The organism is Ihubacter massiliensis, from assembly GCF_024125305.1.
GTDB classification, from domain to species: domain Bacteria; phylum Bacillota; class Clostridia; order Peptostreptococcales; family Anaerovoracaceae; genus Hominibacterium; species Hominibacterium faecale.
In genome coordinates this window covers 3,241,305-3,253,292 of sequence record NZ_JAMXVH010000001.1, presented here as the reverse complement: position 1 = coordinate 3,253,292, position 11,988 = coordinate 3,241,305, and the positions used below count along the sequence as shown (strand labels likewise).

General features: G+C 44.0%; 12 protein-coding genes. All 12 read right to left on the bottom strand.

Going from position 1 to position 11,988, the window contains the following annotated elements:
* Positions 1 to 24 precede the first annotated feature (24 nt).
* A complete protein-coding gene (locus NIA71_RS15080; RefSeq protein WP_253020847.1) occupies positions 25 to 747 on the bottom strand; it encodes a DUF5131 family protein in 723 nt (240 codons plus the stop codon).
* A 62-nt stretch (positions 748 to 809) separates the two neighbouring features.
* Positions 810 to 1,559, bottom strand: a complete 750-nt coding sequence (gene yaaA, locus NIA71_RS15075) for a peroxide stress protein YaaA (RefSeq protein ID WP_253020846.1) — start codon at positions 1,557 to 1,559, stop codon at positions 810 to 812.
* A gap of 468 nt (positions 1,560 to 2,027) precedes the next feature.
* Positions 2,028 to 2,336, bottom strand: coding sequence for a nucleotide pyrophosphohydrolase (locus NIA71_RS15070; RefSeq protein ID WP_148397969.1), 309 nt, complete (start codon positions 2,334 to 2,336; stop codon positions 2,028 to 2,030).
* 198 nt (positions 2,337 to 2,534) lie between these two features.
* A complete protein-coding gene (locus tag NIA71_RS15065) occupies positions 2,535 to 3,023 on the bottom strand; it encodes a hypothetical protein (protein ID WP_253020845.1) in 489 nt (162 codons plus the stop codon).
* Positions 3,024 to 3,419, bottom strand: a complete 396-nt coding sequence (locus NIA71_RS15060; RefSeq protein WP_253020844.1) for a hypothetical protein — start codon at positions 3,417 to 3,419, stop codon at positions 3,024 to 3,026.
* 134 nt (positions 3,420 to 3,553) lie between these two features.
* Positions 3,554 to 4,147, bottom strand: coding sequence for a class I SAM-dependent methyltransferase (locus NIA71_RS15055; protein ID WP_253020843.1), 594 nt, complete (start codon positions 4,145 to 4,147; stop codon positions 3,554 to 3,556).
* Complete coding sequence (locus tag NIA71_RS15050; protein WP_332108557.1) at positions 4,147 to 5,244, bottom strand: HNH endonuclease domain-containing protein; 1,098 nt, start codon at positions 5,242 to 5,244, stop codon at positions 4,147 to 4,149. Before NIA71_RS15050 ends, NIA71_RS15055 begins: the two co-directional genes overlap by 1 nt.
* A gap of 69 nt (positions 5,245 to 5,313) precedes the next feature.
* Positions 5,314 to 6,423: a hypothetical protein gene (locus NIA71_RS15045; protein WP_253020842.1), complete on the bottom strand. Its 1,110-nt coding sequence runs from the start codon at positions 6,421 to 6,423 to the stop codon at positions 5,314 to 5,316.
* Positions 6,424 to 6,660: 237 nt separating this feature from the next.
* Complete coding sequence (locus tag NIA71_RS15040; protein WP_253020841.1) at positions 6,661 to 7,980, bottom strand: aminotransferase class III-fold pyridoxal phosphate-dependent enzyme; 1,320 nt, start codon at positions 7,978 to 7,980, stop codon at positions 6,661 to 6,663.
* A 100-nt stretch (positions 7,981 to 8,080) separates the two neighbouring features.
* Complete coding sequence (locus tag NIA71_RS15035) at positions 8,081 to 8,902, bottom strand: Cof-type HAD-IIB family hydrolase (protein WP_253020840.1); 822 nt, start codon at positions 8,900 to 8,902, stop codon at positions 8,081 to 8,083.
* Positions 8,903 to 8,998: 96 nt separating this feature from the next.
* Positions 8,999 to 10,543, bottom strand: a complete 1,545-nt coding sequence (locus NIA71_RS15030; protein ID WP_253020839.1) for an acyl-CoA carboxylase subunit beta — start codon at positions 10,541 to 10,543, stop codon at positions 8,999 to 9,001.
* A gap of 26 nt (positions 10,544 to 10,569) precedes the next feature.
* Entirely contained in the window at positions 10,570 to 11,973 is a 1,404-nt protein-coding gene (gene hydA / locus NIA71_RS15025; RefSeq protein ID WP_253020838.1) for a dihydropyrimidinase, read from the bottom strand.
* Positions 11,974 to 11,988: the final 15 nt, after the last annotated feature.

The following is an 11,988-nucleotide window of genomic DNA, read 5'->3' as shown; positions in this document are numbered from 1 at the left end:
CTTTTATCGTTTTTGGAGTTCCGATCAAAATAATCGTTTGCCGTCTAAAATGCTAATATCCAGCTCTTTTGCCCGGCTGGATTGCTTAAAAGGGTTGATTTTTTCCACCACACCGTCATGTTTAAAGAACGAACCTGTATTCTTGAACCAGAAGGTCACATTTGCATCTACGCACTGCCGGCGAATATCCAGGACCCAGTCATAGTCGCATTGACGAGCATCCCTGCCCGTTTCACCGCCAACAGTAACATGGTCCACCCCATGGAGATAAGGGGTCAGATCGATGGCTTCCAAAAGCGGCGCGCAGCCGATAAACCGCCGTTTGATCGGATAGGACAAAAATAACGGCAGTCGATAATCCGCCAATTCCTGGTTCTCAACGGTGCAGCCGATATTTACATTTTCGTAGCCGTCTCCCCAATCCGCCGGGAGTGATACAGGGAAGCGGTCGATCCGTTTTGTCAAAATTAGAAAGTCTATATCCGTTCTCTGCTTAATCATAGCCCAAACATCTTTGCGCCACTCATCCGCCTCAGGCAGAAAAAAGTCAGTTGCAAAGCAGGTGGACAAAATCTTGTTTCCCTTAATATTGTACTCGCCATTGGCCTTGGTTCTGATCGGCCAATCAAATTTATCCGTTTTTGTAATCGTATTCTGCCCATAACGTTTTGCATGCGGCCCGTAAAAATAGCAATTTGTGCAGCCCTCGCTGACTTTATAACATCCTGTCCATGGTTCCCAATTCATAATTTCTCCTTTTATAATGCCCTTGCGTATCCGCGCAGGTCATCGTCTTTTTCGCCAAGTACCTACGAATTTTTTCTTACAAATACATATTCCTTTTCTGACGATAAGCCTTCTTCAAATATGTAGCGGGGATGGTCAAGCAGCTTTAGTTCTTCCGCTTCGGCAATTTGATTTTCCGCCATAAATCGCACCATTTCCCCTCTGGCCATCTTTGCCTGTGTTGCCTTTTGAATGACCTTACCGTCCTTCCATTCTCCAAAGATGCAGGTGATAAATCGATCTTCCGGCTGAAGATATGGCTCAATGCATTTGGAGTATTCTTTTGATGCCAGATTGATAATTGTTCTGCTTTCATCGATTACCTGTTCATATAGCTTGTGCCCCCAGAAATCATACAAATCCTTTTTTCCGTCCAGGCCTGCTTTGGCTTGCATCTCCAGACGATATGGAACCACTCCGTCCAGCGGCCTTAACACACCGTAAAAGCCGGATAAAATCCGCAGCTTCTCCTGAACATAATCCCATGCGTTTTTACTGAATACCTTGGGCGCCATGTATTGGTATTGGATGCCTTCATAAGAAAGCAGCGCCGGTGTCAAATTCCGCTCCAAGTCCATATCGGCAAACCGCTGAAAATTCAATTCGGCAATTTTGTCGCTGCATGCCCACAAAGACTTGGCTTCCCGGTAAGTTAAGGCCCTCATCCATGCCGCCAGCTGCTTTGCTTCCTTCAGGAAGCAGGGCAGCTTTGCAGCAGCGAACACATCGTTGTCCACATTCATTTTCTTTGCTGGCGAAATAATAATTTTCATGGTCGTTTCTCCATTGGCCGCAGGGCTGGTTATTCATGAAATACAGGAAATGGGATCATCTGGGTAAAAACAGAAAATGTTTTGTGAAATTTACGCATGCTTCCGCTTAGCGGACAATAATATAAAAAATTTCTCAATTTCTATTCGAAACACCACAATTTGAAACCAATGTCCATATAAATTAGGGCAGTTTCCGCAATATCTGGCTTAAAATATACAAATATTGGATTATTGGCGGCAAGTTAGTGCAAACTGTTTTCAATAAAGTTGGATGGAATAGCAAATTAATTACACCGGCCCCATGAAATGCAAAAAATACTCCAAATTTATATGGACATTGCTCTGATTTTCGCCCATTTCGAATAGAAATCAGTAAAATAACTGAAAACCCGGGCAGCTCCGGGGCATCCAGCCCCAAGCTCTATCAGTCCCGGCCCAGGCCTCGATCCAGCGGCTCAAAGTTATCGCTTACTTTTGCAGATCATTCTCCGCCTTACACTGTTCAACCGGATACTTTTCTCTGTTTTTCTCAATCTTTCTCAGCATTTCCTGCTTCATATCAATGCCGATCTTATCACTGAGCATCAAGCAGTAAAGCATGACGTCGGCAATTTCGTCGCTGAGAGCTTCTAAATCGTATTGATTGTCCCATTGAAAGCATTCCAGTAGTTCTCCTGCCTCGATCGTAATGGATTTTGCCAGGTTTTCCGGTGTGTGGTATGGCTCCCAGTTTCGTTCTTCGTTGAATTGGCGGAGGATGTGAATGATGTCGTTCATGGCGGTCTCCTTGTTCTTATTCGTATTGCATATAGTATACGATGAAATTCGAACGACCGCAAGCTCACTACCAGCGTCACATATTATCTTACAAGTATCAGGTATATTTTTCCTGTTCATGCCTATTGCTCTGGTGTGAGGGCACTCCTCATTTAAACAGCCATACAAGACCTTTTCGCGGACCTCTCTTAGCAATCCTCACCCCATCGGCAAAAATCTAATGATTTTTCTACGGATATCTTCCATCAAAGCTTGATATTGATACATATCCAACTTGCATAGTAGTGTTATTTCGTTTCGCGAATAATCTTCCATAAGCAGCCTTGTAAATAACCTCTCCTCTGCTGTCAAAGCCCTAGCGAATTCTCTAAAAAGAATCTGCCTCTCTATACTTCTTTCCTCGCCTCTGATAAGACTGATCGTCTCATTATATGTATCAATTGAAAACGGGCTTTCCCTGCAGAACCTCTTATTTATCCTCTTTCTCTCATAATCAAAGCCGTCATTCAAACATTGCATAACATATAATTCATATGAACTAATCCCCACCTCATACGTCATTTCTGCGAAATAGATACTTGACCACGCGACTGATTCTTTATCAATATTTTTTAGACTATAACCATATCTTTTATAAGCTTTTTGAATTAGGGCATTATAATAGGCCTCATCTGGAACCATTTTCATTTACACAATCACATCTTCTATCTTTAAATTTCTTTTTTTTCTTGTGGATTTAGGCATTACATTTTGGTCTAATATGCCCATCCAGAGTTCATTCTCTTTTTCCCACTTAATCGCATATCTAACCGGAAGCTTTATCTTATGCTCTGCAAATTTTCTTGCTATTGTAGTTATTTTTAATGAACCACTTTTAGGCAGTTTCATCGATCCTTCATGAGCTGAAATAATTATGGATTTAAGATCTTTTGAAAGTAGTATATTTTGCGGCTCATCCTTTAACTTTTCCATAAGTTTTCCATTAATATTCAGTTTACCATTAGCAGTTATCGTTACAGCATAAAGACTCCGTGCGGGTTCATCGGGTTTCACTTCAAAATATTGAGAGTAATCAATTTTCATATGGCGCCTCCTTTTTATATACTTATTAAATTTTATGATAAAACTGATCAAATTAAAATTCTTGGAGTTTTATTTCTCATATGGGAAGTTTCAATGGTTAGCTAGATTGCAAATCTCTTACCTCTAGCTCATTTTTATATATTCTCTTTACGCGAAATAACATTTATCCATTTACCCTGATGGTCAGACCTTGCATCTTCTGATATATTCCACTCCACGCATTCCAAGCCGTTTTCTCTGCAGAATAATAAGTCAAGCTCTTTTTCCGTGTAGTCATTATAAAACCGCATTTGTTCTACACGCTCTTGATTTCCATATTTAAAAGACGTATATAAAACGCCGCGGTCTTTTAATGCTGCTGCTAATCGTGTAAGCATTTCGGGCATATCCCGCTTTCTAATGTGCAATAGCGACGCGCATGCCCAAATCCCATCATATCGACCTATTTCATCTATCTCATCGAAACATTTACATTGGACTTCCTGTCCGATATATGCAGCGGCCAGTTCACACAGTGTCCGAGAGCCATCCATAGCCGCCACATCATAGCCCAATTCTTGAAATGCCTTGGTATCCCTGCCACTTCCACAGCCAAGGTCAAGGATTAATCCTCCTTGAGGGATGTATGCTAAAAACATTTTGTATTGATTGGACATATCTGCATTTATGGTATTTTCGCAGAATTCCAGCGCATGCTGCTCATAATATTCTAACGTTTTGTCCTTCATTATAAAATCCAATTCCGAAACCCAAGGTTCCTCGCCGACTGATAAACCGGAGAAACGATATCTTCAAGCCTTTTGCAAAACTCCGGCATTTCCAGACCTTCTTGGTATAACCGCTGCGCTTCTATGGTATTGATATGCTCTCTCTGACAAACTTCAAATTCTTTATGTACCTTTTCGTTTTGCCATATCAACTGATACGACTGATATTCGATCTCACATAGCCTGGGGAAATAGATCGTCCAATCCGGGAGATGATTGCTCTTGCTGCTGTTAATGCTTCGCGTTGTCGGACTCAAATTCCAAAACTCGTCATGAGCGACATAGGACCAAGGAATGAAATGGTCGATAGAAATATCGCTGTTATCTAAGACTTTTTTGCTGTAAATATCTTTTAAAGGTTTCACCCTTGATACTAATTTCCAATATCGTTTAATTTTCTCCAGTTTTCGTTCCTGCGGCGGTGCAAGCTTATTGACAATTCCAGGAACGCTGGGGTTCCGCCGCTGCAGATATTGGATCAAATGATATTGTATCCAGCCAATAATAATGTCCTGATTATACCGGATATAGGATACCCACTCGTCCTGTATTTCAATCTCACTATCCAATCCGGAAATTTGCACAAAATAGTACATCAGCCGCTTCTTTTGATTGATCCTTTGAGCAAGCAATTTCCTTGAAATTTTCCAATCGTTCCCCTTGATGTCATCTAGGAAAGGCGCTTGCAGGCGATACGGGACTTGCTCTGTCAATCTGCGTTTTCTGCTTCTAAATTCTTTATCCTCACAATTTTCAAGAAATAGCATAACCCTATCCTTTTTCTCAGAAGGTTTCAGACCGCTGATGCCAGATATGTAGTGAACGATGGCTTCCAGATTGTCCACAGGGCCTAAGTTCAGCTTATACTCGGAAACCATATACCATGTATCTGCAATCATGCTGTTGATCAGCTCATCATAGGTAAGTCTTGTCTTCCCTTGGACCACTTTCTTCACAATCGCCTGAAACCAAAAGAGTTTATAGCTTTCGCTCTTGTTATCAAATAGGCGCGAAAGATATTTAACTTCTACATTTGCTGATTGCGGCAAGTACATCATATTGACTCCTTTGCTTATTTTATTGCGTTATAATAAATGAATCGCTCTAAGCCTTTCATGCTTATGCGTTTAGCCCTCTTCATTCCAATTGACTTCATTATCAGGGAAAAATATATTTGTTCCAAGATATTTTTCCACATATTCAAAACAACGTTTATAATCACGGCTTATAAGAAATTCTTTTAGTTGCTGACGATTTATATGTCCAAAGCTGGCACAAGCCTCCCGGAAGCCTTCATTTCTGATTACAAAATAAATGGAGCTGGGGATTTTCCCACAATCTACAATAGCATGTATACTTGTACAATTTTCTTCTAGCATACCCTCACTTGGAACAAGCACCCATTGGCTTATTTCTTTTTGCTCTTTCTTTCTCCTGTTTGATTTAGCATCCTCAAATAGTGTACACTTTGTTTCAAAAGCCATTTGTTCAATCTTATATTCATTGTCTTTTAAAGTATTGGTTTCAATCTGTTGTATACAAAAATTGATTTTCTCCATCTCATATTCATCAATCTCATATAGCAGATCGCCAAAAAGCTCTTTTTCTAAATAAGGCAGGATTAAAGCAACAAAAATTATCAGCAGGAGAGCAGAATAGCTAATAACTGCAGCGAAACCCATGGTTTCGCTGTCCGTTACGATCACCTGGCTTAAAAACACACTGGAGAACGATATTAATACAGTGCGCATGAAATCCTTTGCATCATAAAATAGCTTGCTATGCTTTTTCAAAAATTGTTTTCTTTCATAAAAAATTTTAATCCTTTTTTTCTCTATATAACCCAAAATTACATCGCTTGCATATATTTCATTAATCTTTTTAATGCAGAGCAAATATTGAATATTTTTGTTATCGCCCAATTTATATTTATCTATAAACTTGAAAACAAATTCTTCATCATATCCAGTGTAATCATGCATATTAATGAATCCCTTTTTTATGAGTTGAAAGATTTTAATTAAAAGATATGCAGCAAACATAACTGGTAAAGTTAAAAATAAATAATAGCTTGTCAGGCCAAATAGTTTACCAATATACTTATGTGCTGTAAAGTTCAGCAAAATTAAACCGATCGCGCAAATAATGACAGCCAGTAAAAATAAAAATATTTCCCATATCCAAAATTTGCTGTTTTTATAAATGGTTCTTAATGTGCGCGCTTGTCGTTTTCGCATGAAGTTCTCCCGTAAAATGGTTTGTTGTCAATTGGCAGTCTTTTCCCTTTAAATCCATCTTACTGTATTTCTTTTATACAGTCAAGAAAACGGGGCGCAGCCTTGGGATGAGCGAGGAGAAACTTGTTCAGCACGGCTTGCGATGAAATGAAAAATTGCAGTAGGTTTGCAAAACTTACAAACCTACTGCAATCATAGATGCCAAGCGGGCCTATGGAACAATTTTTTTTACAACAATCAAATCATCCCATCCACCGAATCCAATACCCGATCCAAAATCGCCATTGCCTCCCGCAGCTCTTCTTCTGCAATAATCAGCGGCGGCGCCACCACAATCATATTCTCATGGGAGTAAGTGAAAAACCCTTCCTTCATCAACATACCGATGATCTTTGGCATCATTCCATCCGGATCGCAGTTAAAGGACACCACCGGCGTTCCCTTTTCATCTTTCACAATCTCCATGGCTGAAAAAAGGCCAATCTGCCTGATCTCTCCCACACACGGATGCTTCTGCGAAAGTTCATCCAAGATGCCCCGCAGCACATTCCCTTGCTTTTCCACATTTTCTTCTATGTGCAAACGCTCATATTCTTTAATCGCCGCCACAGCCGCCGCGCAGCCCATTGGGTGGGCGTTATAGGTAAGTCCGCACATCATTTGATGATCGTTAAAATACTTCTGAATTTTTTCAGAAACCAGGACGCCTCCGATGGGAACGTATCCGCAGGTCACCCCTTTTGCAAACGTCACCAAATCCGGCTCAATACCATAATGCTGGAAGGCAAAGGCTTTTCCTGTGCGGTACCAGCCTGCCATAACCTCATCACAAACCATGACAATGCCGTATTTTGTACACAAATCACGAACCCCTTTCATCCACTTTTGAGGCGGAATCAGAACGCCGTTTGACCCTACCACGGTTTCCAGGAATATGGCAGCGATCCTTTCCGGGCCTTCATAAAGTACCTGGTTTTCCAGCAGCTCCAGGTAAAAATCCGCAGCATCGTCCTCATCCGTAAATACAACCTGCTTGGGCGCTCGGTAGGCATAGGGACCATCGTATTTGATGAATCCGGCAGGCCCGGGTTCGTTGGCGAAATGCCGCGGTTCGCCGGTAAGCATACCTGCGCCTGCTGATGATCCGTGGTAGCAGCGATACATGGAGAAAATTTTCCACCGGCCCGTATATTGTTTTGCCATTTTGATCGCGTTTTCATTGGATTCCGCCCCGGCATTGGTAAAAAAAACTTTCGCGTTCTTCATACCCGACAATTTTACAACCGCCTCCGCAGCGTCAGACCGGACATCAACAGCAAAAGCCGGACTGATAAAGGGAATTTTCTCAGCCTGCTCTTTGATTGCCTGGACGATAGCTTTATTGCCGTGGCCCAAATTCGAGTTTACCAGCTGGGAGGACATATCATAATACCGGTTTCCCTCTTCATCCCAAAAGTAAATACCGTCTGCTTTTGTAATAACTTTGGGATCAATCCCTTTTTGTGCACTCCATGAATGCAAATTATATTGTAAGCTTTTTTCTTTTATTAGAGACATTTTGTTTTTCCTTTCTTTTTACCTCATACCCTGCTGGCAGGCGGATGCTGCCGCTGATTCCGGTCCCGCTCCACAAGTAACCCCGCGCCAGCTGCATTCTCTATTCAATAAACAGCGAAATCGCTTCCGCCAGCCCATCGCAATCATTGGTTAGGGCAATGTAATCCGCACATGCTTTCACATTATCATCCCCATTGCCCATGGCGACCGAAACCCCTGCCGCTTCTAACATCTCAAGATCATTCTGGCTGTCCCCGGCGGCCATCACCTCCGCCAGGCTTATTCCCAGCATCCTGCACAGCACTTCCAGAGTCCTTGCTTTGCTGCAGTTTTGCGCGATCAGTTCCATATTATTGTGTCCGGAAGATGTCACACAAGCATGGCGTACCTCTGCCAGTTCTTCCTTTATCCTGCTGGCAGCCGAACCGGCTTCAAAGTAAACGGCAACCTTTTCGATTCGAGTTCTATGTACATCCAAAAGCTGTAAAACACCCCGCACCGGAACTCTGGTAGCCAAAACATAATCACGATTTCTGTAAGAAATTTGACTGCGCTCAACCTTTTCATAAAAAGCGTGTTCCATGTAGGCACTGCCTTTTACATATACTTCAACCATCAACTCCTTTTTGTGCAGGAGCCGCCTGATTTCTTGGACCCCAGAAGGGTCTATATAGTGATTATACAGAATTTCACCATTCTGAGCATTTCGAATCTCTGCACCATTGGATACAACCGCATACCGGATACAATCCAGCGCCAGCAATTCCGGCGGCAGCGACTTAAAACACCTTCCGGTTACCGGAACGATTTCTACGCCCTGTTCTGCAGCCAAGATCAAGGCCTGCCTTGTCCTTTCTGTCAACTGATTTTTGGAGTTTAACGTGGTCCCATCCAAGTCCAAAGCAATGAGTTTTACCTTCATGCTAACATTGATCCTTTCTGCGCTGACAAACAGATACTCGCCGGGCACACACATCCGGCGAGTATAAACAAGAGGCTGCATGTCAACACGGTCTTGTTAAAGTGGTATATTAGAATGTTTCTTATAGGGCATGACGGACTTTTTATTGCGAATAATCCGCAAATCTTTAATGACTCTGCTCCTAAGATCTTCCGGATCGATCACATCATCCACAATCCCATATTCCGCCCCTTTGTACGGGTTGAGAAACAGTTCTTTGTATGTTTCTGTCAGCTTCTTTCTCTTGGCCGCCTGATCCTCTGCCTCTGCGATTTCGTGCTTAAAAACGATGTTTGCAGCGCCTTCCGCGCCCATGATTGCCAGCTCGCCGGTGGGAAGGGCCAAAACAAAATCCGCGCCCATACCTTTGCCGCACATGGCGGAATAAGCCCCGCCGTAATCCTTGCGCACGACCACAGTGATCTTCGGAACAGTGGCTTCCGAGTATGCAAAGAGCAGCTTGGCACCATTGCGAAGAATGCCGTTATGCTCCTGCATGACACCCGGAAGATAGCCGGGCGTGTCCGCCAGCGTAATGAGAGGAATGTTGTAGCAGTCGCAGAAACGCACAAATCTAGCGGCTTTCCAGGAGGCATTCACATCGATGCATCCGGCCAGCATCTTCGGTTGATTGCCGACGATTCCAACGGTTTCACCCCCTAGACGGGCAAATCCGATTACCATATTTTGTGCAAATTCCGCCTGAACTTCCATAAAATCTTGGTTATCGACAAAGCTTCGGATCACCGCCTTCATATCGAAGGATTTTTGCGGGTCCAAGGGGATGATATTCCTGATTTCCGGCGTTCTGCGGTCGATGGGATCATTTTCTGCATATCGGGGCGGCATCTTCTTGCTGTTTGACGGCAGGAAGGATAGAAGTCTCTTTGCTACTGCAAACCCTTCCTGCTCCGAATTGACAACAAAATGTGTCAGCCCCGTTATTCTGCCGTGGACTCCGGCACCGCCGATATCCTCAAAGGTGGTTTTTTCTCCTGTTACCGACTCGATCACCGCCGGACCGGTAACAAACATCTTTCCGATTGGGTTTACTTGAATGATAAAATCGGTCAAAGCCGCGCAATACGATGTTCCGCCGGCACAAGTCCCCAGGATCAAAGAGATTTGCGGAATCCATCCGGAAGCGATACTGGTTTTGCCAAAAGTGGAACAATAGGCATGAAGGGCTGATACGCCTTCCTGTATCCTGGCTCCGGCCGCATCGTTAAAGGTTAGAATTGGATATCCGGCTTCTATGGCCTTTTCAAAACAGTTCATGATTTTATCCCTGCCGGCCTCACCCATGGAACCGCCCATGATAGTCACATCATTGGCGTAGGCAAAAACCGGTCGGCCGTCCACATTGCCGTAACCGCAGAGGACGCCTTCATTACCCAAATTCTTCTCATTGAGACCAAAATCAGCACAGCGGTTTTTTGTCCAAGGCTTCATTTCCGTATAGGTATGATCATCAAAAAACGCCTCAATCCGTTCCTCTGCGGTCAGTTTCCCAGCCTTGTGCATCTTTTCCACCCGTCTTGGATTGTTTTTGATTTTTAATGCATCTCGCTTTTCTCGGTAGTTTCCATAGATGTCTGTCATTCCATTCTCCTTTATACTCCCTGCACCTACAGCTCTGGTCCATGGAAGCTGAGTTTCTTGCATTTAATTAGTTCTCCAGCTCCCCGCCTGCCCAAAAATTCGCCGTCTTTAAATACCAATCTGCCCCTGCTATAGGTAGCGATGGGGTATCCCTTCAGCTTAACGCCTTCCCAAATGGTATGATCCGTATCGCCATGCATAGCTTCATTGGTAATGGTAAATTCTTTTTGCGGATCGTACAGCACCAAATCCGCATCCAGCCCTACACGCACAGAGCCCTTCCGATGGCTGAGACCAAAGAGCTTGGCCGGGTTTGCCGCGCATAATTGGACGGCCTTATTGAAGGTGATTCTTCCCGCCCCCGCCTGGGCCAGCACATACGGATACATATTTTCAACACCGGCACAGCCATTGGGTATGGTCGTAAAGTCGCCGGACGTACCGTCTTTTTTCGTAATCCCCCAGTCTTTTTCTGCCTGTTTAAATGGACAGTGATCGGTGGCAATGGTGGTAATATTTCCATTGGCGATTCCATGCCAGATGGCATCCTGGGATTCCTGATTTTTCATTGGCGGCGAACAGACAAAATTTCTTCCCCGATCCCGTTTATAGACCTCATTGGTAAAGTGGAGATATTGGGGACAGGTTTCGGCAAAAATGGGATAGCCCTGCTTTCTTGCCTCCGTTACCGCTTCCATACCCATCTTGTCGGCCAGATGAACGATGTAAAGAGGAGCCTCTGCCATTTTCGCCAGATTGATGGCGCGCACGTCCGCCTCTCCCTCCACCAGCTCGTTCTTGGACATATAATGCCACCAGGCCGAAACCTTTCCCTCTGCCAGGTACTGTTTTACAAGAAGGTCGTTTACATCCTTGTTTTCAGCATGAACCCCCACCAGGGCTCCGATTTTCTTGGCTTTTTGCAGCACTTTATAAAAAGAACCGTCATCCACGCCAAAGTCGTAGACCATGTATACTTTAAAGGAAGGGATCCCGTATTCCACTGCTTCCTCCATGGAGTCCAGCAGTTCATCCGTGGATACATCTCCCACCCCAATGTGGAAGGAATAATCCACCGCTGCGTCCGGCGCAGCCAAAGCGTCTCTGCGCTTCACCGCATCCAGCATGCGTTCGCCCGGGTTTTGCTGTACAAAATCAAAGACCGTCGTCGTTCCGCCGCAGGCAGCGGATCGGGTTCCCGCATAGTAGTCGTCGGAGGAAATGGTTCCTCCAAAAGGCAACGCCAGGTGGGTATGGCCGTCGATGGCCCCGGGGAGGACGAATTTACCCCGGGCATCGACGATATCGTGAAAATCATGTTCTTCAAAGTTCGTTCCAATGGCTGCGATCTTTCCGCCGCTGACCGCTACGTTGGCCTGATAGGTCTCACTCGCTGTAACGATGGTACCATTTTTGATTAATAAATCCATAATCGTTCCTCATAT

Bases quoted from the DNA above. Each gene is read 5' to 3' on its own strand.
- NIA71_RS15080 (WP_253020847.1), bottom strand. From the start codon at position 747: ATGAATTGGGAACCATGGACAGGATGTTATAAAGTCAGCGAGGGCTGC.
- yaaA (WP_253020846.1), bottom strand. From the start codon at position 1,559: ATGAAAATTATTATTTCGCCAGCAAAGAAAATGAATGTGGACAACGAT.
- NIA71_RS15070 (WP_148397969.1), bottom strand. From the start codon at position 2,336: ATGAACGACATCATTCACATCCTCCGCCAATTCAACGAAGAACGAAAC.
- NIA71_RS15065 (WP_253020845.1), bottom strand. From the start codon at position 3,023: ATGAAAATGGTTCCAGATGAGGCCTATTATAATGCCCTAATTCAAAAA.
- NIA71_RS15060 (WP_253020844.1), bottom strand. From the start codon at position 3,419: ATGAAAATTGATTACTCTCAATATTTTGAAGTGAAACCCGATGAACCC.
- NIA71_RS15055 (WP_253020843.1), bottom strand. From the start codon at position 4,147: ATGAAGGACAAAACGTTAGAATATTATGAGCAGCATGCGCTGGAATTC.
- NIA71_RS15050 (WP_332108557.1), bottom strand. From the start codon at position 5,244: ATGATGTACTTGCCGCAATCAGCAAATGTAGAAGTTAAATATCTTTCG.
- NIA71_RS15045 (WP_253020842.1), bottom strand. From the start codon at position 6,423: ATGCGAAAACGACAAGCGCGCACATTAAGAACCATTTATAAAAACAGC.
- NIA71_RS15040 (WP_253020841.1), bottom strand. From the start codon at position 7,980: ATGTCTCTAATAAAAGAAAAAAGCTTACAATATAATTTGCATTCATGG.
- NIA71_RS15035 (WP_253020840.1), bottom strand. From the start codon at position 8,902: ATGAAGGTAAAACTCATTGCTTTGGACTTGGATGGGACCACGTTAAAC.
- NIA71_RS15030 (WP_253020839.1), bottom strand. From the start codon at position 10,543: ATGACAGACATCTATGGAAACTACCGAGAAAAGCGAGATGCATTAAAA.
- hydA (WP_253020838.1), bottom strand. From the start codon at position 11,973: ATGGATTTATTAATCAAAAATGGTACCATCGTTACAGCGAGTGAGACC.